The 22,594-nt window shown below is 63.8% G+C and carries 18 protein-coding genes; 6 read left to right on the top strand and 12 right to left on the bottom strand.

Annotation, left to right across the window (positions count from 1 at the left end; all coding sequences use genetic code 11):
- Positions 1 to 189 precede the first annotated feature (189 nt).
- From IPM84_18730 to IPM84_18710, 5 genes are all read left to right on the top strand, one after another.
- Entirely contained in the window at positions 190 to 1,092 is a 903-nt protein-coding gene (locus tag IPM84_18730; GenBank protein MBK9094764.1) for an SH3 domain-containing protein, read from the top strand.
- Complete coding sequence (locus IPM84_18725; GenBank protein ID MBK9094763.1) at positions 1,056 to 2,717, top strand: cellulase family glycosylhydrolase; 1,662 nt, start codon at positions 1,056 to 1,058, stop codon at positions 2,715 to 2,717. Before IPM84_18730 ends, IPM84_18725 begins: the two co-directional genes overlap by 37 nt.
- Positions 2,718 to 2,734: 17 nt before the next feature.
- The gene (locus IPM84_18720; GenBank protein MBK9094762.1) at positions 2,735 to 5,293 is read left to right on the top strand and encodes a glycosyltransferase family 39 protein; all 2,559 of its coding nucleotides are present in this window, start codon (positions 2,735 to 2,737) and stop codon (positions 5,291 to 5,293) included.
- Positions 5,294 to 5,471: 178 nt separating this feature from the next.
- Complete coding sequence (locus IPM84_18715; GenBank protein ID MBK9094761.1) at positions 5,472 to 5,972, top strand: MarR family transcriptional regulator; 501 nt, start codon at positions 5,472 to 5,474, stop codon at positions 5,970 to 5,972.
- 121 nt (positions 5,973 to 6,093) lie between these two features.
- The gene (locus IPM84_18710; protein MBK9094760.1) at positions 6,094 to 6,618 is read left to right on the top strand and encodes a YceI family protein; all 525 of its coding nucleotides are present in this window, start codon (positions 6,094 to 6,096) and stop codon (positions 6,616 to 6,618) included.
- A gap of 195 nt (positions 6,619 to 6,813) precedes the next feature.
- On the opposite strand, the gene IPM84_18705 is transcribed toward IPM84_18710, so the two are convergent.
- The 7 genes from IPM84_18705 to IPM84_18675 all read right to left on the bottom strand — a co-directional run bounded on the left by IPM84_18705 (position 6,814) and on the right by IPM84_18675 (position 16,896).
- A complete protein-coding gene (locus IPM84_18705) occupies positions 6,814 to 7,233 on the bottom strand; it encodes an OsmC family peroxiredoxin (protein MBK9094759.1) in 420 nt (139 codons plus the stop codon).
- Positions 7,234 to 7,375: 142 nt separating this feature from the next.
- A complete protein-coding gene (locus IPM84_18700; protein ID MBK9094758.1) occupies positions 7,376 to 9,565 on the bottom strand; it encodes a hypothetical protein in 2,190 nt (729 codons plus the stop codon).
- Positions 9,566 to 10,021: 456 nt separating this feature from the next.
- Positions 10,022 to 10,534 carry a hypothetical protein gene (locus IPM84_18695; protein MBK9094757.1) on the bottom strand — a complete coding sequence of 171 codons (513 nt, stop codon included), beginning with the start codon at positions 10,532 to 10,534 and terminating at the stop codon, positions 10,022 to 10,024.
- A gap of 84 nt (positions 10,535 to 10,618) precedes the next feature.
- A complete protein-coding gene (locus tag IPM84_18690) occupies positions 10,619 to 13,564 on the bottom strand; it encodes a hypothetical protein (GenBank protein MBK9094756.1) in 2,946 nt (981 codons plus the stop codon).
- Positions 13,549 to 14,475 carry an SH3 domain-containing protein gene (locus IPM84_18685; GenBank protein ID MBK9094755.1) on the bottom strand — a complete coding sequence of 309 codons (927 nt, stop codon included), beginning with the start codon at positions 14,473 to 14,475 and terminating at the stop codon, positions 13,549 to 13,551. The genes IPM84_18690 and IPM84_18685 overlap by 16 nt, the downstream gene beginning before the upstream one ends.
- Positions 14,476 to 14,666: 191 nt before the next feature.
- Complete coding sequence (locus IPM84_18680; protein ID MBK9094754.1) at positions 14,667 to 15,743, bottom strand: SH3 domain-containing protein; 1,077 nt, start codon at positions 15,741 to 15,743, stop codon at positions 14,667 to 14,669.
- Complete coding sequence (locus tag IPM84_18675; GenBank protein MBK9094753.1) at positions 15,721 to 16,896, bottom strand: SH3 domain-containing protein; 1,176 nt, start codon at positions 16,894 to 16,896, stop codon at positions 15,721 to 15,723. Before IPM84_18675 ends, IPM84_18680 begins: the two co-directional genes overlap by 23 nt.
- A 325-nt stretch (positions 16,897 to 17,221) precedes the next feature.
- On the opposite strand from IPM84_18675, the gene IPM84_18670 reads away from it, so the two are divergent.
- On the top strand, positions 17,222 to 17,695 hold the full coding sequence (locus tag IPM84_18670; protein ID MBK9094752.1) for a hypothetical protein: 474 nt from the start codon (positions 17,222 to 17,224) through the stop codon (positions 17,693 to 17,695).
- 215 nt (positions 17,696 to 17,910) lie between these two features.
- Here the strand turns inward: IPM84_18670 and IPM84_18665 are convergent, their stop codons facing one another.
- The 5 genes from IPM84_18665 to IPM84_18645 all read right to left on the bottom strand — a co-directional run.
- Positions 17,911 to 20,973 (bottom strand): S8 family serine peptidase, encoded by a 3,063-nt coding sequence (locus IPM84_18665; GenBank protein ID MBK9094751.1) that lies wholly within the window; start codon positions 20,971 to 20,973, stop codon positions 17,911 to 17,913.
- Positions 20,974 to 21,134: 161 nt separating this feature from the next.
- Entirely contained in the window at positions 21,135 to 21,437 is a 303-nt protein-coding gene (locus tag IPM84_18660; protein ID MBK9094750.1) for a hypothetical protein, read from the bottom strand.
- The gene (locus tag IPM84_18655) at positions 21,415 to 21,705 is read right to left on the bottom strand and encodes a hypothetical protein (protein ID MBK9094749.1); all 291 of its coding nucleotides are present in this window, start codon (positions 21,703 to 21,705) and stop codon (positions 21,415 to 21,417) included. Before IPM84_18655 ends, IPM84_18660 begins: the two co-directional genes overlap by 23 nt.
- 132 nt (positions 21,706 to 21,837) lie before the next feature.
- On the bottom strand, positions 21,838 to 22,170 hold the full coding sequence (locus IPM84_18650) for a recombinase family protein (protein MBK9094748.1): 333 nt from the start codon (positions 22,168 to 22,170) through the stop codon (positions 21,838 to 21,840).
- On the bottom strand, positions 22,055 to 22,594 hold a 540-nt coding region (locus IPM84_18645; GenBank protein MBK9094747.1), incomplete at its 5' end, for a recombinase family protein. The genes IPM84_18645 and IPM84_18650, both read right to left, overlap by 116 nt.

The raw sequence follows: 22,594 nt of genomic DNA, 5'->3' as shown, positions 1-22,594 counted from the left end.
TGGATCACCGCGTCGCGCTCGCAGACATGGCCCAGGGAACCGCAACGCAGAGCCAATCGTTCTATCAGGTTGTCGCTCATGCCCTGTAGAATCGGGCATCTGCACGTGTCCTGCCATCTTGGGGATTTTCCGGCCTGATGGTAGAATCGCCCCGCAAATCACATGAGAATCATCAATGAGGTAAATTGGATGAACCGTTTGTCGAAAATTGCCTGGCTCTCCCTCCTGGCTCTCTTTGTGCTCAGCGGCTGCGGCGCCGCACCCACCCCGGCGCCCATTCCCACGCGCACGCCCCAGCCAACTTTCACGCCGACCCCGGACTGGACCCCCACCCCGGCCCTGGCGCCGACCAAGACGCCCACGCCGGAACCGACCGCCACGCCGACATCTGCTGAACCGCCCACGGCCGTGCCCACCAACACCCCTGAGGCCAAGCCGGCCGCGGTTGTCACCTCGCCATCGGCCAACGTGCGCACCGGCCCTGGCACCGGCTACCCGCTGGTTGGCCGCGTCCTGCGCGGCAACCGCCTTGAAATCACCGGCAAGAACGATGGCGTCACCTGGTGGCAGGTGTGCTGTGTCTCCGGCAAGCAGGGCTGGATCATCAACGACCTGGTGCGCGTCGAAGGCAACGTGGGCAGTGTGCCCATTGTGAGCGGCATTGCCCCACCGCCGGCCGCACCGACGCGGGCGCCGGCGCCAACCGCTACCCCGATACCGCCGCCGCAGCCAACCGCCCCACCGGCCTATGCCTATCGGGTTGGCAACACACGCTGCTTCCCCAACTCCGGTATCACCTACATCGAAGGCAAAGTGCTGGACAGGAGCGGTGCGGGCAAGAACGGTGTGACCGTGGTCTTCTCCTACGCGCCCGACGGGCCACCCGTGGCGTCATATCTGACCGGCACCGATGCCGGCAAGGTGGGCGGTTACACGCACATCATTCAGTTCGATGGACCGCGCGAGGGTACCTGGTCCGTTTGGACCGTGGATGGTGGCCGGCGCTCGTCCGTCATTGCCACCGTCAAGACGGATGGCGTCGCCGGGGATGGTAAATGCCAGCAGGCGAACGTGGACTTCGTCCAGAACTGAACAACTCACCGCACCAACGCAGAGCGCCGGGCCTGTCTTTCCTGACTGGCCGCCGGGCGCTCTGCGCCGGCCTGGCCCTGCTGGCACTGCTGCTGGCGGGGCTTTTTGTCTGGCGCCAGCCGTTACGCGCCTGGCTCGTCAACCTCAGCGGGGAGAAAGACCTCCTGCCCCAGCTCAAAGCCCTGGGCGACGTCAGCGCCGGCCTGCTGCGGCCCGCCGTGCAGACGGCCGATCTGACGCCCGTGCAATTTGCCGGCGTCAACCCGTTTGGCGTCAACGTCTTCCTGGAGCAGGAGGTGGAGCCGGAAAAGCGCGAGTTGGCCGTCAAGCTGGCGGCCGACGCGGGCTTTCACTGGCTGCGCCAGGAATTTCCCTGGGAAGATATCGAGATCAGCGGCAAGGGCGATTTCTGGGATCACAAATTTGATCATTCGGCCTGGGACAAGTACGACCACATCGTGACCCTGGCCGAAAAATACCATCTCGAACTGATCGTGCGTCTCAGCAACCCGCCCGCGTGGACGCGGCGCGGCGGCAACGCGACCGGCACCTACGCGCCCCCCGACAACTTCGCCGATTACGGCGATTTCGTAGCAACCGTCGTCAGCCGTTACCAGGGCCGGGTGCGCTTCTACCAGCTCTGGAACGAACCGAACATCTACCCGGAGTGGGGCGAGCGGCCGGTCAACCCGGAGGAGTACGCAGAGTTGCTCAAAGTGGGCGCGACGCGTGCCCGTACCGCCGACCCCAACGTCGTCATCATTTTGGGCGCGCTGGCCTCCACCATCGAACTGACGCCGACCCCGCCCTATGGCCTCAATGATTTGGTCTATCTGCAGCGCCTGTATGATGCCGGCGCCGCGCCCTACTTCGACATCCTGGCGATGCAGGGCTACGGCCTCTGGTCTGGCCCGACGGACCGCCGCATGCACCCGCGCGTCATCAACTTCAGCCGCCCGCGCTTCGTGCGCGACCTGATGGTACGCAATGGCGACGCGGCCAAGCCGATCTGGATCAGCGAGATGAACTGGAACGCCGTGCCCGACGACATCCCGGACAAGCGCTTCGGCCAGGTCAGCGAGGGGGAGCAGGCGCAAAACATCGTCCTGGCCTACCAGCGCCTGCAGGCCGAATGGCCCTGGCTGGGCGTCGCCAACGTCTGGTACCTCAAGCGGGCCAGCGACCAATGGGAACAGGAGCGCAAACCGGAGGCTTACTTTCGCCTGCTCACGCCCGATTTTCGCCCGCTGCCGGCCTATGACGCGTTGGCGACCTACACCGCCCGACCGCCGCAGCTCGGCCGTGGCTTTCATCAGGAAGATCATTGGGCATTGACGTATGAAGGAAACTGGCAAACCATCAGCGATAAGCTCGCTGTGCTTGGACAATACCGCCGCAGCATCGAGGCAGACGCCAGCCTGCGCTTCACCGTGGACGGCCGCCGCGTCACCCTGGTCATGCCGCCTGGGGGGACCGCCCACCCGCAGGCCAGCGTGGACGGCCGGCCGATTGCCCTGCAGCCAGATAGAGCCGATCCGGCGCGGCTGTCCTTCCGCGTGCCGACAGGAACCCACCAGGTGTTGCTGGCCGGCGCTTTTGCCATAGATGGCCTCATCATCGAATAGCCGGAGACGCAACCGTCATGACGCTTTTTTCATCTTCGCCCTTTTCGCTGCGCCGCCTCGACCGCTGGCTGGCGCCCTGGATGCCCTGGCTCATCGTGGCCCTGGCCGTTGGTCTGCGTTTCTGGCGCCTGGATGCGCAGAGCCTGTGGGCCGATGAAGGCAACAGCGCCAGCCTGGCCCTGCGCAGTTGGAGCGACATCAGCCTGGCCGCCGCGGCCGACATTCACCCGCCGCTCTACTACTGGCTGCTCAATCTGTGGGTCAGGCTGTTTGGCCTGTCTGAGAACGGACTGCGCAGCCTCTCGGTGTTCGCCTCTGCGGCCACAGTCGGTCTGACCTACGACCTGGGCCGGCGCCTGTTTGGCCGCGTGGCCGGTCTGCTGGCCGCCTTCCTGCTGGCGATAGCCCCGTTTCATATTTACTATGCCCAGGAAGCGCGCATGTACGCGCTGCTCACCCTGTGGGCAACGCTGCTGGTGTCCAGTTTTATCGTTTTCTTACAGCAAGAAATGATCGAAGTGTCGCCGGGCCGGCGCGAACTGCCGTTGATTGGCACCACGCCCGGCTTCATCTTCGCGGTCACGGCCATCCTGGGCCTCTACACCCATTACCTGTTTCCGCTCATGCTGCTCGTGGTCAACCTGGTCTATGGCGCCTGGCTCATCAGCACCTGGGCGCGGCCGTTTCGCCGCTTGCGCATCGTGCGCTGGCTCTTCCTGCATCTGGTCATCATCTTCGGCTTCTGGGCCTGGGCCGGCATTGCCATCGAACGACTGCGCGCCTGGCCCGCGTCCGCCGTCAGCCAGCAAGGCATCGGCGCGATCCTGAACGCGCTGCGCCTGCTGGCCTTTGGCCCCACCGCCGACGCCATCGCCCCGCTCTGGTTGTGGCCGGTGCTGGCCGTCCTACTGCTTGGCTTGCTGCCGGTTGTTTTGGATGCCCGCGCCCGCGCCGCGCAACCGCCTGTGCAACCCGCGGCCGCGCCGGCGCGCAAAGCCGGATCTGCGGCCACGCGGCGCCGGTCGGGGCGCCCGCCGCGCCCCACGGTCGCCGCACCGCCAATGGCCGCCGCTCCCGACGCGCCCCCCGGCGCCTGGACAGCCTGGGTCGTGCCGGTCCTCTGGCTGCTGGCGCCCCTCGGCCTGATGTTGGCGTTCGGCCTGTTCAAAGAGGCCTATCTCAAGTTCTTACTGATCGCCAGCCCCGCCCTGGCCCTGTTGCTGGCCCGCGGCCTGCTCCTGCCGCTGGCTCTTCTGCGCAGCACCCCCCGCGTCACCGGGGCCGCCCCCACCCGTAGCGCCTGGCTGGCGCTGGCCTGGCTCACCCTGGGCCTGGTTGGCGTCAGCGCGGGCGCGGCCCTGGCGCTGAACGTCTATTACACCGACTCTGCCTTTGCCCGCGATGATTATCGCGGCATGGTGCGCACCATCAACGCGCTGGCGACACCCCAGGACGCCATTCTGCTCGATGCGCCCGGCCAGCGTGACGTTTTTTCCTACTACTACCGGGGCGATCTCCCTGTCCTGGCGCTGCCGGCGCAGCGCCCGCCGCTGGCCGCCGAGACCACCGCCACGCTGGCACGCGACCTGGCTGGCAAGCGCCGCGTCTACGCCCTCTTTTGGGCCACCGATGAAAGCGATCCGCAGCGCATCGTCGAGACCTGGCTCGATCAAAATGCCTACAAGGTGCAGGACGCCTGGCAGGGCAACGTGCGCTTCGTCATCTACAGCCTGCCGCAGGCCACAGCGCCCATGCAGCCGCTGGCCGTGACCTTTGCCCCCCTGGCCGATCTGGCCGGACTGGCGCTGAGCGTCCCCGCGCTGCCGTCCGGTGAGGTGCTGGAAATCACCCTGCGCTGGCAAGTCAAGGCCGCTACCGCGCAGCGCTACAAGGTCTTCCTGCAGCTCCTCGACGGCGCGGACCAGGTGTGGGCGCAGCGTGACGCCGAACCCGCGGGGGAGAGCCGGCCAACCTCCACCTGGCAGCCCGGCGAGGTGATCGAGGACCGCCACGGCCTGTTGATTGCGCCTGGCACGCCGCCCGGTCGCTATCGCCTGATTGCCGGCCTGTACGACGCCGCGACCGGCGTTCGCCTGCGCACCTCAGACGCTGACTTTGTTGACCTGGGCCTCATCGAGGTCACCCGGCCGGATGCGCCCTGGCCGCGGGCAGCCTTCACCATGCAAACCGTCGTTGACCGGCAGCTTGGCGATGTCATCCTCCTCGGCTACAACCACTACCCGCGCGGATTCAGCCATGCGCCGGAAACCCCGCTGCGCCGCGGCGACATCCTGCACCTCGATCTTTTCTGGCAAGCTGTGGCTACGCCCATGCAGGGCCAGCAGATGACCGTCAGCCTCGATGGCCCGGCCAGCAGCCAGGTGGTCAGCGAAGCGGGGCCGTTGGCGAGCGCCGGCTATCCCTCATCACAGTGGCAGCCAGGCGAAATCGTGCGCGGCCAGCTCGACCTGACCCTGCCGGCTGACCTTCCGGCCGGGGTCTACAGGGTAGTCATGCATGTGCCGGGAACCATACCGATTGCTGGCGCAGATATCGGAATGGTGAACATAGAGTAGGACCGCCGTTTCAACAACGGCGAGCTGGGCGATGGCGATGCGTGGTTCGAGTGGGAATACATCCTGGATGCTTTTCGGGAGACAGTGCGTCAACTTGAACTCATCCACCAGAATGCCACTTGACAAGCCAATTTTTTGTGCTACTATTTCAACATCAAATTATTTGAGGTGAAATGGTATGCCAACGCATTTCGAAGGCGATCCGGGACAGGTATTGGCCCTCGACACGTTCATCAAGCTGCAGCGCGCGTCAGACTCCTTCATGACGCGGATACATGCACGTGGCACGCACGCGGAGCTGACGCCGACCCAGTTTGCGGTCATGGAAGCGCTGCATCATCTCGGCCCGATGTGCCAGAACACGATCGGCAGCAAGATCTTGAAGAGCAGCGGCAATATCACGATGGTGATTGACAACCTGGAGAAGAATGACCTGGTGCGCCGCGAGCGTGACGCCAACGACCGCCGCATGGTCATCGTTTCGCTCACTCCGGCCGGCGAAGAAGTCATTGGCCGCATTTTCCCACTCCACGCCGCGGCCATCTGCGAGGAAATGAGCAGCCTGACCCCAGACGAACAACGCACCCTGGGCGCGCTCTGCCGCAAACTCGGCCGCCCCGCTGCCGCTTCGACGCGTGAGCAGACGCCCTCCCGCGTCGAAGATGGGGCGATGTCGTAGATTATTCCCATAATGTAATCAAAATCACGCCTTTTGTTGCCAAAATCGTTTAACATTAAATTACTCAATCATGAGTAAATCAATGTTAAATAACATAGCTGACAACAAGGAGCTTGGAACTATGGCCTGGACAATTGACCCTTCACACACGCGCGTCGTTTTCTCCGCGCGGCACATGATGATCTCGAACGTGCATGGTTCGTTCGAAAACGTGACCGGCGTCGTCGAGTTCGATGAAAAGAACCCGATGAATTCCGCCCTGGACGTGCAGATTGATGCTTCCAGCATCAACACCCGTGATGCGCAGCGCGACGGTCACCTCAAGTCGCCCGATTTCCTGGATGTGGCGGGTTTTCCGAAGCTGACCTTCAAGGGCGCCAAGATGGAAGTGCTGAGCGCGGATCGCGGCCGCATCACCGGCGACCTGACTATCCGTGACCTGACGCGGCCGGTCACCCTGGATGTGGACTTCAACGGCATCGCCAAAAGTCCCTGGGGCGCTACCAGCGCCGGCTTCACGGCCACCACCAAGATCAGCCGCAAGGAGTGGGGCCTGACCTGGAACGTGGCGCTGGAGACAGGCGGTTGGCTCGTCAGCGACAACGTCAACATCAACATCGAAGCCGAGATCATCAAGCAGGCGTAGCCGCCGCCGGATGCAGTCATAATTTGTCTGAAAAATGAGCCGGGCCAGCAGGAAAAACTCCTGCCGACCCGGCTCTTTCGATGAATTCTCACACAAAGCCGCAAAGGACTGAGTGAGCATCTTGGCGCCGTGGTGTCTCTGTGTAAGCCCCGGCTCGTCCTGGTCAGGGGTCCGACCCGCTGCAAACGGGTCGGGTTACGCCAGCAAGCGGGCGGTCAGTTCGATCTCTACGCTGGCCAGGGCCTTCGACACCGGGCAACCCTGCTTGGCCGCGGCGGCTTTTTCCGCAAAGGTGGCCTCGTCCAGGCCGGGGACATCGGCCTCGGTGTTCAATTCGATCTTCGTGATTGTCGGACCGGCGCCCAGGTACACTGTGGCCGTGGTGTTGATGCGGTTCGGCTTGAAGCCCGCGTTGGTCAGCAGGGCCGACAGGAACATCGAATAGCAGCCCGCATGAGCCGCGCCGATCAATTCCTCGGGATTGGTGCCCTTACCTTCCTCGAAGCGTGAAGCAAAGGTGAACGGCCCTTCGAAAAAGCCGCTGCCCACCTTCATCGTGCCGTTGCCTTCCTTCAATGTTCCATTCCAGGTTGCTTGTGCACTACGAACTGCCATACGATTGATTCTCCTTCATCACATAATTTGGCGGGGGAACGTGCGACGTTTCATTTACTTTTGACGCCATTTCAGGCATGTGGGTCACCGCGTTGAACGTCAGCGGCGCATGCGGTTGCGCGCGTGCCGGCCAGGCTGGCGACTAACGCCCACGCCACGGTAGATAGGGGAAATAGCGCAGCCGCACAGATGGCGTACTGGTGGGCGTCACCGTTGCGGTTGGCGAATCGGTGGGCGTCACCGTTGCGGTCGGCGAAGGGGTCGCGCTCGGCGTGGGTGAACTGGTGGCCGTGGCAGTCGGCGTTACCGTCCGCGTCGGTGTGACCGTCCGCGTCGGTGTGACGGTGCGCGTGGGCGTGCGGGTAGCGGTCGGCGTAATCGTCGGCGTGTTCGTCGGCGTCGGGGTCGGCGGATCCGTGCGCCGCAGCACATACAGGCCGCCCTCCTGGTCCGCCAGGTAAACCAGGTCGCCCACCACGGCCACGCCAGTGGCATAACCGGCCTGGATGGCGAGACCATCGTAGAACTGCGGCGCGCTGGGCGCGCTGACGTTGATGACCTGGACGCCGCCCCCGCGGCCGTCCGCAACGTAGGCCAGGTTGTTGCTCACCGCGACGCCGACAGCCCACCCGGGCGTGTTGTATGAACCCCGCAAGGCTGGGCTGTCCGGGTTACTCACATCTACGATGCGCAGGTTGCCTCCCTCCGCCACATACGCCATGCTGCCCTCCACGGCCACCGCGTAGGCGTTGAAAAAGCCGGCCAGTTGACTGCGCAGCGCGGGCAGGATCGGGTTGCTGACATCAATGATCTGCAAGACGCCCGTGCTGCCCTCAGCCACGAAGGCCAGACTGCCGGCGATGGCCACGTCCACCGCGTAGCCCGGGGTATTGTAGCTGCCACGGCGCACGGGGCTGGCCGGGTTGCTGACATCAATGATGAGTAAGCCGTCGTTATAGCCATCAGCAAGATAGGCCAGGTTGCCCACCACCTGCACACTGCTGGCGTAACCGATCGAATCATATGTGCCGAGCAGCAGCGGGTTGGCCGGATTGCCCGCGTTGATGATCTGCAGGCCCGCGTAGCCATCGGCCACGTACACCAAGCTGCCGCTGACCGCCACACCGAGCGCAGTGCCAACCGTGTCCAGGCCGCCCAGGCGCGCGGGCGCGGCCGGGTTGCTGATGTCAACGATATGCAGCCCGCCGTTGTTGGCGGCGATGTAGGCACGATTGCCGGATACCGCCACACGCGCCGCCGCGCCGGGCGCACGCAGCGTGCCCAGGGCCGCTGGATTGGCGGCGCTGACCACGTTGACGCTGGTCAGGCCGCCGTCCTGGTTCGCCAGGTAGGCTATCGAGCCAAGCAGAGCCATATCATTGGCTGCGCTGTTGCCATAATAGACGCCGAGACGCGTCGCCGCGGCCGGGTTCGCCACATTGGCGATTTCCACGCCGCCGTTGGGCAGGCCGGTAGCGATGTAGGCCAGCGTTCCCACCACACTGACCGCCGTGGCCGCGCCGTAGGTGTCGTAACTGCCGAGGATGACTGGCGCGGCCGGGTTGCCCACGTTGACGATCTGCAGGCCGCGTTCACCGTCGGCCACGTAGGCCAGGCCGCCGGCCAGGCGCACCCTGGACGCGGCGCCAGGCGTATCGAGCACGCTGCGCAGCGTCGGTGACAGTGGGTTGGAAACGTCAATGATTTGCAGGCCGCCGCTGTAACCGGCCGCGACATAGGCCAGATCACCGGCCACCGCAACCTGGCGTGGATCGCCGATCAGGCTGATACTGCTGCGCAGGATGGGCTGCGCCGGATTGCTCACCTCGATGATGCGCAGCGCCTTGGCCACGCTGCCGTCGGCCACGTAGACCGTCGTCCCAACCACGGCCACGCCATAGGCCGCGCCTGGCGTGTTGTAAGAGCCGACAATCACCGGCGCGGTTGGGTTGCTGACGGAGATGATCTGCAGGCCGCCATTGTAATCGTCCGCCACATAAGCCAGGCCGTTGACCACCTGCACAGCGCGCACGATGTCCGGTAGAACTGCACTCTGGCCCGCGATCGTGGGGTTGGCCGGGTTGCTGAGGTTGAGAATGACCAGGCGCGGGCCGATGCCGACATAGGCATAGGCGCCGACGACGTCCACCGCATAGCTGGGGCCGCCGATCTGCCCCAGGATGTCTAGTGTTCGTGGAGCCTCAGTGTGCGCCAGGGGTAACGCGGCCGGGCGCAGGGATGGCGATGTGGATTGAGCCAACGCGCCGCCGGTCAGCACAACGATCAGCAGGATAGTGAGGATCAGAAGCAGGCGTGGAAAACGCAGAGTCATGGAAATCCTTTCGGTACGTACGAATGGGTATCGAATGCTCGCAAGTCTAACACCTGCGGGCCATTTGGCAAATTATCTCACGTCTGGTTGAGAAGAAGATGAAAATCGAGGAACACGCAGCGCCAGACTGATGACAGTTTGTTCAACTGCCGGTTGGGCGCAACGACCGCTGGGGCGCAGCCGTAGGTCACGTCTCCGGCGTGACAACGCCGTCTGCGCGAGGTCACGTCTCCGGCGTGACAACGCCGTCTGTCGCGTGACAGGCCCAAGCCGTAGGTCACGTCTCCGGCGTGACAGCGGCCTCCGCGGCAGAGCTTGCTTCCCTCGTCCAACGTCGTCCGGCCAGGAGACCGGACCTACAGGAACTGCGGGAGATTTGGCAAATTGACTTGAACGCGAAAGCGGAGCATCCTTCGATGTTCCGCTTTCCTTGTACATGGGTGATTGCTCAGGTGGTCAATCGCTCTTCGGCGCGCCGCCGGCTGCCGCCTCGGCATCCAGGGCATCTTGCAGCCATGTGGCCGGCGCCTCCACCACCTCGACTGTCTCAGCCGCTGCGGTTTCCGTGGCCCGGGCCGCCGGGGCGTCGGTCGGCTTCGACGTCATGCGCCCCATCAGCCTGTCCAACTGTGCGTTGATCTGCTTGAGACCCACCAGCATCCCGTCGCGGATCTCGTCGAGCACCTTGCTCTGGCGGACTTCATCCACCACCTTCTCGGCCGTCTCGCGTACTTCTTCACCCAGCTTGCTGTCGCGGGCCGTCTTGACGGCTGCGTCAACCTGCTTACCGAACTCGATCAGCCCGTCGTGGACTTCGTCGCTCAGTTCTTTGCGCTTCGGGCTTTCCCAGGCGGTCTGCATGGCCGCGCCCAGCTTTTGTCCCATCTGATTCAATTCGGCAAAAAGGTCACCCTTGGGTGGCACACCGCCGCTCGTGGTCTTGTCCGTTGTCTTGCTTTCCTCTGTCATTTTCGTACTCCTTTGTTTCATACACGCTAGTGCGCCGCGATGACCATTACGCACGGCGCCGCACGAAGTTGCACGCGCTTGCTGTCATTTTATCACGAGTGTTGTGTTCAGCACAAGCCGCTCAGCCCTCGCCAGTCCATCAGGCCCCATCAGCGGCAGGCGCGTGTGGTCATCGAAGTAAAAGCCAATTTCCACATCATAGGCGCCTGACGGCAGCGAGTCCGGCAAGCGCAGCACATGACGATCGGTCAGATACTCGCCGCTGAGCCAGCCGGTCGTCGGCAAACTTCCTGCGCCCGGCTCGCTGTCCGCCTGCGTGACCGTCTGCCCGTCCGCGGCCAACAGGTGTACGAACACACTGGCACGCCGCGCCCATGGCTCGCCGGCTTGCCAATATAGCGTCAGGATGACGGAATCACCGCGCCGCGCCGCGGTCGGCGTCAGGTCATAGCCCAGCAGGCGCGCCTGCTTGCCAAACTGCGCCACCTGCACGATCGCCGGCGCCGGCGCCTGCATCTGATGGGGCCGGTTCTTGATCTCCACCGTGGCTACAGTCAAGTAGTCGTCACGTTGACCGGTCGGGATCAGACGCAGACCACTGACCGGGTCGAACAGGCCGGCGATCAGTCGGTAGCGACCGTCGGCCAGCGCGACCGGCAGGCGCACCATGAGCGGCGTGCGCAGCAGGTCGCCGGCTTGCCATTGCTGGCTTGGCAGATCAGGCAGTGGGGGGCCTTCCCAGGCAGCCGCCACGGCGCCGCGGGCGTCCAGCACTTGCACAAAAGCCCGCCAGTCATACGCGGGCGCCTGGGTCACCTGCCAGGCCAGGCTGACCGGCAGGTCGTCGCCCGGTCGCCAGGGGCCGGCCGCCAGATCGAAGCCCAGCCAGCGCAGTGCCGATCCCAATCGCCGGTTGCGTGGCTGCGCGATCGTCAGGCGCGCCGGGTCGAGAGGCGGCTGTGGCCGTGCAACCTCCACTTGGGCCAGCAGCCATTCAACGCCCTGCGCCTGGCCTTGCGCATTCAGGATGTCGAGCGGGCGGTCGGCCTGACCCTCTTGCTGTTGGTACACCTGGACGCGCAGGTCATAGCGGCCCGGCGGCGTGCCCGCGGGAATCCACAGCGCGTGGCGATCTGCGGCCGGTCGGTCGAGTTCCCATTGGTCGAAGGCCCGTTGACCGTTGGCCGGCGCGCTGTCGCGCTGCGCCCAGGTGACACCCTGGCGATCGCTCAAACGTAGGCGCACCTGCCAGGCGCCGCCTGCGGGCGGATGTTCGGACAGGCGCCAAGTCAGGCTGATGGGGAGCGCGCCGGCGCCGGCCGCCACGGGCTGGCTGCTCACCTGCGCGGTGGTCAGGGTGAGCCAGGCGCCGAAGCGTGCGCCGGGCGCGGTTTGCCCTGCGCTTGCGGGCGGCACGAACAGTGTGAGGCGCGTACTTGGGCTGATCCAGCGATTCAGCACCGGGAAACCCTGCTGCATCAGGCTGGCCTCGATTTGCGTTTCCAGGATGCCGCCCAGGCTGAGGTGCGCGGGAAACCAGACCTGTTGCCCCTGCCGGAGCCTCTCGTGTAGCGAAATGCTGATTGAATCGTCCCAGGCTGCGGAAGGGCTGAGAAGCGCCTGCGGCCCGTGGGGCAGATAGCTGCGTAGATAGCCAACTTGCCAGGGATAGACACAGAAGGCCATGTCGGCGGCGCTGCCACGCGCGGCCATTTCCGCGATCAGGGGGCGATAGTCGTCGTTGGCGTAGCGCGGGATGGTGAAGAAGCGAATCAACGCCAGCACAGTGACTAACACCAGGCTGAGGTTGAGCGCGGTGCGGAGCAGGCGGGCGCTGCGGCCAGGCGGCGATGGGTTGGTTGTTGGGGCGATGACCGCAGCCAGCCACAGCCAGAAGGCGGGCGCAAGCGCGCTGAGCAGACGTTCACCGCGCAAGGGGGCGAAGGGGAAGCGCAGGTTGAGCAGGAATCCGCAAGCCAGTGCCACGGCCAGCAGCGAGAGGCCCGGAGGGCTGTCGTGGGAACGTTGCGCGCTCAGCCCGGCCAGGATGAGCAGGGCGAGCAGGATGAGCAGGGCGAGCAGGGCGAGTGTATCCAGCCCGGCGGGCGCGGCATGGCCGATGAGGAATGCGGTCAGATGACGGGCAACGTAATCGGCCAGTGAAAGCGGGGTATCGGCGTCCTGGGTCACTTTGTAGGCGACGTAGGTGGTGAGTTTGGGGGCGGCGTAGATTACCCAGGGGAGATAGAGCAACGCGGCGGCCAGGTGCGCACCGATGAAGCTGCGCAGGCTGGGGTCAGGCGTCGCGCTGCTCTGCCCGCGGCGCTTGATCCGGTTGAAAAGGACGACCAGGAAAGCGCCCAGGGGCAGCAGGATGGCGTAATACTGAGTGTAGGCCAGCGCGGCCGTCGCCAGAGTCAGGGCCACACATGCGCGGGGGGTGCGCGGCCGCGGCGCGGTTGGGCCAAGCCAGGGCGCGGCCAGGATCAAGTAGAGCAGGGCCAGGCTGCTGACCAGGCCGTACATGCGGATTTCCTGGCTGTAGTAGAGATGAAACGGGTTGAGCGCCACCAGCACCGCGGCGACCAGGGCAGGGGTCGCGGTGGCCGAACGCGGGCGGGGCAACAGGCGCCGGGCGGCCACGGGGATCAGGGCAATGGCCGGCAGACTGACGTAGACCGAAAAGAGGCGCAGCGTGTGCGGCGCCGGGCCGAGCAGGGCGATCCAGGCGTGCAGGAGGGCGTAATAGAGCGGTGGGTGGATGTCCTGTGCGGTCAGGGCGAGCATGTCGCCCAACGTGTGGGTGGCAAACCAGACGCTGTAGCCTTCGTCCCACCAGAGTGGCTGAAAATCGAGCCGCTGGACGCGCAGGGCCAGGCCAAGCAAGAGTAAACCACTGAGGATGAAAGCACGACCGGCCGGTGAGAGTTGTTCGCTCGCCAGGCGCCAAAACGAACGACGTTTGCCCGGGGGTGCAGGGCGAACGTCGTCCGTAGGCAATGCCGTTCTGTGAATCAGCGTTTCCACCATGTGACCAGAACATCGTGCGTTCTGTCTTTGAGGTTGCCGCTGATCACATCAGAGACTTCCTTGCCGCTGCCATCTATGACGACGGCGCGGAATGCGCCCGCGGTGCGCGGGAGTTCGAGTTTGGCGTTGTATTTGAATTCGCTGGGCTGACCGGGGTTGGCGTTTTGCCAGGTGGCGCCGAACGGAACCTCCTGCGTGCCGGAGGGCGCGCTGACCCGGAGCTTGTAGCCGCCGCTGTAGGGCGTGGCTTCGCCGGTTTTGCCCAGGCGACCCCAGAAGGTGACGATGCCGAAGTTGGTGTCATCCGCGTCGCGTATTTCCAGGCCAGTCTGGACGAAGATGGTGGCCGCGGCCGGTGGAGTGGTTGGCTGAGCGGTGGGCCGTGGCCGGGCGGTGGGCTGCGGCGCCGACGTGGGGGGCGGCGCGACGTCTTTGACCACCTCGACGGCGCCGGTACTGCCCTCGACGCGCACATATTGAGCGGAAACCCAACCGTTCTTGCTGTTGACGCAGCAAATCTGCCACCAACTGCTGTCGGCATTGCGCCCGGTGATTTCCAGACGCTGATTCGCGGCGCCGCGCGCGATGCTGGGATAGCTGGTTGACGGCCCGCTGCGAATGTTGAGATTGTTGAGGGTGATGACCGCCTGCGGTTTGGGCAGCGGTGTTGGTGTGGCGGGCAGCGGCGTGGCGGTGGACGGTTCTGCGGGTGTAGGTGTCGCGGGAACGGCTGTCGGTTCCGGGGGCAGGGGGGTAGCCGTGGGCTTGGCCGCAGTCGGGGTGAAGGTCGGCACCAGCGTGCGCTGCGGGGAAACCGTTTGCGGCGACTGGCCGCCGGGTGCGGTGCAGCCAACGATCAAGAACAGCGCACAGGCCAGGGGGATGAGAACGCGGTAGCGCGGTAATGGCATGACTGGTATGCTCCTCTCGTGAAAAACAAGATATCGCGTCGGTTAACGATGAAAATGCGGCCTCGCCTCATCCCCCGGCCCCTTCTCCTCTCCACTGTGTGGAGAGGAGAAGAGAGCCAAGGCCGCGCAAGCAGTACGCTGCCACAGGCAGGCCCATAACCGCAGCCTCCCGTACGGCCAGCCAAATCGCTTCAGAAACGGCGCTTGAAGCGAATGTGATACCACTTGGGTTGACTGGCGCTGGTGTAGAGACGCACGATGCTGGACTCACGACGGGCGCCGCTGCCGTCCACCACGTAGACCTGCCAGACGTTATCACCCAGCTCGGCAAAGCCGTTGGTGTCGAACTGCAGGTTGACCAGGCGCGCGTCGGGCAGGGGGGTTAGCCGATTGGGCGCGGAATAGCCCCAACTGCTGTCAGAAACCTGCGGGCTGACCCATGATTGACCTCGACCCTCGAGGACGAACATCAGGCGGTAGCCCCAGAGCGGCGCGCCGTTGTTGGCCTTGATTTGCGCACCTACCTTGAGCCAGTTGTTGCCCCAGTTGGGGAATTCCTCGATGCCTTCGACGTCGAAGCCAACGGCTTCGGTGGCCGTCGGGGTGATGGTCGGCGTGAGGGTTGGCGGCGCCGGCGTAAAGGTCGGCGCTGGCGGTGGTTCCACTGTGACTACTTCGACATCGGTGGCATCACCGCTGACCTGCACCAGGCTGGCTGTGACCCAGGCGAGGCTGGCATCGGGCAGGCAGCAGATGCGCCACCAGGCGTAGTCAGCCGAACGACCGACGATGTCGTAAGTTTCGCCCTGGCGAATGGTTCCGGCCAGGGGGTAGTCGGTGCCCGGACCTGTGCGTACGTTCAGCTCAGCCACCGGCACCAGGATCATCGGGCCGGGCGTGGCCGTGGCGGTTGGCTCACCGGTGGAAGTGGCGGTGGGTGTGGGGCCAGGCGTGGGGGTATCGGTCGCCGTCGGCGTGATGGTGGGTGTGGGCGGAAACGGCGTATCGGTAAGCGGCAGGACCGTGGGCGTGAAGGTCGGCTGCAGGACGGGGGTGAGAAAGGCGATCGGTGTCGGCGAGGGTGTCAGCGGCGGAAAGAGCCGGATCAGGCTGGTCAGCGAGCAGCCCATGGTGCCCAAGAGCGCGACGAGGGCCAGGGTCAGGACGCCGACCAGGCGACGCTGTCCGGCGGTAAGGCGACCGGGGTGCTTGGCGGTGCGGCGATTCTGCGCCGGCGTACCGTGTTCAGCGGATGTGGCGGAAGCCAATGTACACCTCCCGGTAAGGATTGGCCGCGTCCGTGGTGAACGGAATCTGCTCGGAAACAGGATGGCCGCCGGTGTCGGCCAGGTAGGCGATGTAAGTGCCGTTGCCGGGCGCAAACAGGGTGTATTCGAGATTGAACGCCTGCCGGTCGCCAAAGCCGGGCGGTTGCGACCAGGAGAAGGCGTCTTTGGACAGGTCTGCGGAACTGATGTCCGTCCAGGGCGACTGGGACACATCGGGCGTGCCGGTGGGCGTGGCGGTGGGCGCGGGCGTCCAGACGCCGGTTGGAGTTGGCGTCCAGGTGGCGGTCCAAACCGGCGTGGGCGTGCCGATGGGTTGACCTACGCCCTCGCGGCGGAACAATTTTAGTTGATAGCCGGGCATGGGGTCGCCGTTGGCGAAGAAGACTTTGACCCAGATTTTGAGGAAAGTGTTGTTGGTCAGGTAAAACTGCGGCCCGATGGCGCGGTAGAAGAGCGGCACCGGTGTCGAGGTCACGGTTGGGGTCAGGGTGGGCGTCCAGGTCCAGGTGGGGGTGGGCGCAGGCCCTTCCTGCCTGACTGGAGCGCCGGCGGCATCGCCGTTGATGGTCACGAGATCGGCCTTGACCCATGCGCGGCGTCCCTTGACGCAGCAGATGTACCACCAGCGTTGGTTGGGGTCGGGGTCGTCATTGCGCCCGACGATGTCATAGGTGGCGCCTGGCTGGATCTTGCCTACAATGGGGTAATCGGCGCTGGGGCCGCTGCGTGCGTTGGTGTCCTCTGCCAGCGGCTGCGCCAGGGCAACGGGGGTTGGGGTGGGCGTGGGCGGTTCCGGCGTCGCGGTGGGCGTGTCGGTGTCGGTGGGTGTCACCGTCGCCGTCGGCACGGTTGGGGTTGGGGTGACGGTGGGCGGCACGTAGGGTGTCGGCGTAAAGGTGGCAATCAGCACACGCGTGGGGCCGGCGGAGGCGGTGACGGTTGGGGTGGCCGTGGCCGCGCTGCGTGGCAGGAGTGACAAGGCGCCGCCCGCGGAGCAGCCCAGGGTTGCCAGCGCCAGTAGAATGACGGTGAGCAGGATACTGGGTGGGGCGCGGCGGCGCGCGGCCAGATGAGGCGCGGCGTGACTCGATGGCGTTACCAAAGAGGTGGTGCCCGTGCTTGAGTTGGGCATCTGATTGACTGATTGGTTTTGTGCGTGTCTCAAGAGTGTTACAACGGGGCCTGGGGCGAGAAATTTCAACTTGTTTGACGTGAGGGCAAGTATAACACAGGTGAGACGAGATGACAATTTGCCGGAGAGCGGGGTGTGCGGGTCGCAGGAGCGAGAATTGACCCCGGCGCCCGGCTCAAAAACAAACGTAATCAGTCATCCCCACTGATTACGTTTTTCGCCATCACTCCCTCTTCACAGCGTAATCAGAACGTAATCAGTCCTGACTCGTGGTCTTGCGACGGGTGTGGTCGGCCCCCCAGCCCCCAATCCTGAGCGAAAGGGCATGTTGCGCTACACGCTTTCCGCCCAATTCGTCTCTCGTCTCCCCATCCCCGACGCGCCCGCGACCGACTGCGATGCCATCGGCGAGTTGGCCATGCAGATCACGGCGCAGGCGCAGGCGCGCTACGCTCTGCACCGCCAGGTGCGACATCGCGTTCTGACAGACTTGGGCACGCTGGGCAAGGATGGGGTCATCGCACCTTTGAATCAGAAGCTCACCGCCTGGTGGCAGCTCGACTTTCCGGGTTTGCGCGGCGAGGTGCAGAAGGTTTTTCGCCGCGACATCCCGTTGAAGGAGCGCGACGCGTGGGAGGCATGGCTGGCTGAGCGGTGCGCGGCGCACGATCATCTGACCGCGCAGATCGTGCGGCTGGAGACGGACCTCAATCGCCGCGTCTACGCGCTGTTCGACCTGACTGCGGCCGAGATCAAGCTGATCGAGGAAAGCACGAAATATCGGTATAGGGAAGTATAGGGTTTTACGGCGTCAACAAGCTGCCAACGCCGTAGGCATTGGCAGCTTTCAGGCGCAGGCTTAGTGGGTGGTGTCCTGTGGCGGTGAGGCAAGGAGCAGGCGCTGCCAGTCGTCCAGGGTGGGCACCGTGCGCAAGGCACAAAGAGGCCGGGTTTTTGTGCAAAACCCGGTCTCTCTGCAAGCGAAAGAACAACTATTTTCGGGGACGGGTTACCTTACGACCGAACGGTGCGACGGCGCAGCGCCACCGCGCCTGCCATTAACAGCAGCAAACCGGCCAGGGGCGCCCAGCGGACGGCATCCGGCGCGGTCGCCAACGTATCGAGCTGCACAGCCGTTGGCTGGCGAATGGTGGTGGTATCGGTCGCGGCACGGCTCTGGCCGCTGGTGTCGGCCAGTGTGGCCGTGGTAGAAGCGGTCGGCCCGACGATGGCTTGCACCTTGAACCAGGCTCCACCCTCGGACTTGGGCCGTAGAGCGCCCAAATTCCAGGTCAGGACGCCGCCCGCCGGCGTGATGCCGCCATCGGCCGAAAGGAACGTCGTGTTCGGCGGCACCGTCGCGGTCAGCGTGGCGCCAGGCGCGGCGCCAAAGCCGATGTTGTTCCAGTGGATGTAGTAGGTGATCGTCTCACCTGCGTTCACCGGATCCTTGTCATCAGCGATGGTGAGGGAGAGCGCGTGGTCGCATCCCCAGTTGACGGCTGTACCGGTTGCGGGGGTGAAGCGCACGGCGCGCCCGGCCGCCAGGTTGGCCGAGTTGCGATACGAGTAGAGCTGCCCAACAGCCCCCGCGGAGTCTTCCAGACCCACGGTCGTGAAATTGGGCCAGCTCAGGGTGTTGTACTGGTAGGTGATGGCGCCAGAGGTGAGATCCAGGATAATCTCGAAGGTCTCCGGGAAGCCACTCGCCCAGTGCTGCACCTGGTAGTATTCGATGACATACAGGTTGCCAACCGCCTTGGCGTAGATGGTGCCTTGGGTGCCGAGAGCGGGGTTCAGGTCTTCGCCCAACGCCATCACGTCGGTGTTTGGCCGGCCCTCGAAGGGCAGAACCATGTGCGCCGTGGTGTAGTTGGTCGTGCCGAAGAAGACGAAGCCGTTCGAGTTGATGCGGAACGTGGTGTAGGCCGTGCCGAAGTAGGTGAACGCCGAGGGCAGCGTAATCGCGGCCGAGCTTGCATCATCATCCAACGGGTACGCGGTGCCATCGGTCGCATCAATCCATTCATAGAGCGGACCACCAGGCTGGCGGTTGTCCAGGCACGTGTAATTCGCGAGCGCCGTCAACGTGAAGTTGGCTGTCGTGTTGCCGGCCACGATCACGCTCTGTGATCCAGTGACATAGCCGGGATGCTGCGCTTCGATCGTGTAAGTGCCGGGCGGCACCAACAGGCTGTAGTTGCCGCTGCCATCTGCAAAGACCGGGGCCGCCAGGGCTTCGTTCTTGACCAGGATCAAGGCTGGAATGCCGCCCCCAACACCATCATCCATCACGTAGTTGACATTGCCGCTGACGGTGAAGTTGCCCAAGGACGTCAGGTTGAAGTTCTGCACGGTGGTGCCGTTCTGCACGACCACCACCGCGGGAGCGGTACCTTGCTGGTAGCCATAAGCACTGGCCGTCATCGCCCATGTGCCGGCGCCGGCGACGACCTTGTAGAAGCCGTTCTTGTCGGTCTGGGTCGTCAGCGTCTTACCCATCATGCTGTAGGTCACGGTGGCGCCCGCCAGCGGCATCGCGCCAGAGGTGACTGTGCCTTGCAGGTAGCCCGCCTGGTACACCAGGTCGGCTGCCGCCTTGACGTCAATGCGGCCCCAGCCAAAGACATTGTTCGGGATCTGGCTGCCGGGCACGCCGCCACAGGTCTGTGTGCTGGTGAGCGGCAGCGCGCTCTTGCGCAGCAGTTCCTCAAGCTCGGCCACACGCCCGCGCAGCTTGGGCTCGAGCGAAATCAGCAGGGCGACCGCACCAGCCACGTGTGGTGAGGCCATGGATGTGCCACTGTAAACGGCGTACGCGTTCGTTGGAACACTCGATCGTACACCGTTGCCAGGGGCAGAGACGTTGGGGCCAGTCTGGCCGGTGAACGGGTTGGGGCCACGGGATGAGAAACTGGCAATGGTGTCGGTGGTGGTGGTCGCGGCCACATTGAAGGCAGAGGGGTTGTCGCCTGGCGAGCCCAGGCGGCCACAACCATCCGCTGCGCTCGAACCACTGTTGCCGGCCGAGAATGTCGGAAAAATCCCACTCGCGCGCAGAGCGGCAATCACGTCCTCGAAAATCTCGCTGCCACCGGGGCCGCCCCACGACTGGTTGAGCACGTCGGGGCGCTTGCTCGGATCCGGGTTATTGCCGGCCAGGTCCGTGGGAGCCACCATAAACTGCTGGGCTTCCAGCAGGGCTTCATTGCTGGGACAGCAGCCGTAGGCGGCGATCCACTTGGCGCCAGGCGCCACGCCGATCTGGTTGACGCCACCATCGTCGCCGATCATGGTACCCATGGTGTGCGTGCCATGGCCATTATCGTCGGCCGGGAAGGTGCTGCTGACGCCTGTGGGGTCATACCAGTTGTAGTTGTGATTGAACACCCCACCCCCCAGATTGCCGCGATAGTGGTTCACCAGGACCGGGTGATCGTACTGCACGCCGGTGTCCACATTGGCGGCCACCGCGCCGGCGCCGGTTACACCGTAGGTCGTCCAAACGTCGGGGGCGCGAATCTTGGCCACGCCCCACTCGACCGTGTCCGGCGCGGTAACGGTCTCGTCAGGAATGACGATCGGGGCTTCCAGTTTTGCGTTGAGGAGAATGGCGCCGACTTCGGGCATGGCCGCCAGGGTGCGGAGGGCCGTCGCATCGGCGAGGACGGAGACCATGTTGACAATCCAGAACGACTTGACCGCTGACGCATGGCCCGCCGCTTCGGCCACGGCGAGTTGGCCCAAGACGGTGGGCTGCGTGCGGTTTGCCGTGCCGCGCAGGGCGTTGTAGACGGCCCACCCGCGTGCGGTCCAGTCCTCAATAGCGGCCGCCTCTTGCAGGTTGGCCTGTTCGCTGAGCTTGACAAAGACCGGCACCTTGCCGTCGGGTGTTGTGTCCAGGGCCTTCCACACACCAGCATCAATTTTCTCAGCATAGGCGACGGCCGGGGTTGAACCAACCCAGCGCGTCGGTGCAATGCCGGAGACACCCAGGGCGCTGACCAGCAGGATGGCAACGAGGGCAATGCGCATCCAGGGTCGGCCCGACAACCAATGGAAACGAGAGAGGTTCATGACTCTGACTCCTTGTGGTCGCGAAACAAGGGCGCCTGCGGTGACATGCCACCCCATTGTCCGATCCAAGCGATCAGCGTCACCGCAGCGTGACCTTGGTTCTGCGTAGGGCGAGTAACGGTGGCAAATCCATTGTAACACGTACTTGCCAAATTCCGCAACTAACCTGAAAATGCTTTAACGCAAAGACGTTGTGGTTTCAAACGACAATCATCATCGGTCGGGACGATGTGCTTGATCACGATTTCATTTTTTCCGACAACAACGTGATCAATTAACAACCGAATCACTTCCTGTTGTAAATCCGGGCTGGGATTTGCAAGGTTTTCCTGGATACGCTGGCAATATTGCTGGAAATCTTCGATCAATTCCTGCTTGATTTGTTCGGACTTGGCCTCTTGCTCGATTTGCAGAAGGCGCGTTTGAATGTTTTTTTGCTCCTCATCCAGACGTTGTTTGCGCACCAGGTAGGATGGCTTTTTCGATCTGCTCATCTTGGTACAAGTCCAGCAGACGTTCTTGCTGACGGTCGAGCGATCGCAAGCGATTTTCCAACCGCTCTTTCTCACCTTGCTCGATGTTGGCAGCTTCATCGCAGCCCCACGCTTGGGAAATCAGTTTGGGATTTTTCAAAAGCTCCACCACTGCGTTCCAAACCAGGGTTTTCAACGGTGTTGCCGTCAATGCGGCAGGTATGCTCAGGCGTATCGGGGGCACGGTGAACATCGCCATAGCCACCTGTAGGAAAAATAGCCATTCCCAGCGCGGGCGGTGAGTGTATGGCCACAAGTGGCGCAAATCAACAAGCCGCTAGGAGATAGCGGTGGTTGCGATTGTTGCGCATTGAGAATCGCTGGTTCGTTTTCAGTCGTTCTTGTGCCATGCGCCAGATATCCTTGTCCAAAATGCTGGGGACGGGAATGGCAATCCATTCTTCTGTGGGGCGAAGCATACCACCGGGCAAAGACGCTTGCCATGCCCAATTTTACGCAATCGCCCCACCTCATGATACACCTTTTCGGTGCGATTGTAGTAAGCCAATCCGGTATATTGGGTTTGTCGCAGGATGTTTCCAATCAGGCTACTGCGCCAGCACTTCCTGCGACGCTGTTGGAGGCCGTCTCGATTCAAGCGATCTGTGATTTCTTGAATAGTCATCGGCTCGGATTGGGTATACCAGGCGTAAATTTGACGCACGACCCTGGCTTCTTCGGCATTGATTTCCAACGCCCGCCTTCCCTCCCTGTTTGGGCACGTAATCATACCCATATGGGGTCTTTGCGTTGACCATTGCTCCCTGACGTGCGCAATGCAGACGCCCTCGCCGCATCCGTTCGGCAATCACAGCCCGTTCATACTCGGCAAACAACCCTTGAATGCCGAACAACAGTTGGCTCTGCGGGCTATCACCTACCGGAGGCTGGTTCACAAACAACATTTGTATCCTGGCTTGCCGGGATTCTTCCAGCAGAAGCACCTGCAACATGTACACCCTCGCCAACCGATCTGGACTCAGGCAGATCACCACCTGGTAACAGCCTTCACCTTCTCGGTCTCGTAACCGATCCAGCGCCGGACGATCCAATTTCGCCCCGCTCACCGCCTCGTCCAGAAAAATACA

The organism is Candidatus Amarolinea dominans (genome assembly GCA_016719785.1).
In the GTDB taxonomy this organism is placed as follows: domain Bacteria; phylum Chloroflexota; class Anaerolineae; order SSC4; family Amarolineaceae; genus Amarolinea; species Amarolinea dominans.
Note: the sequence above shows the minus strand (reverse complement) of the source record. Positions and strands in the feature narration are given on the sequence as shown.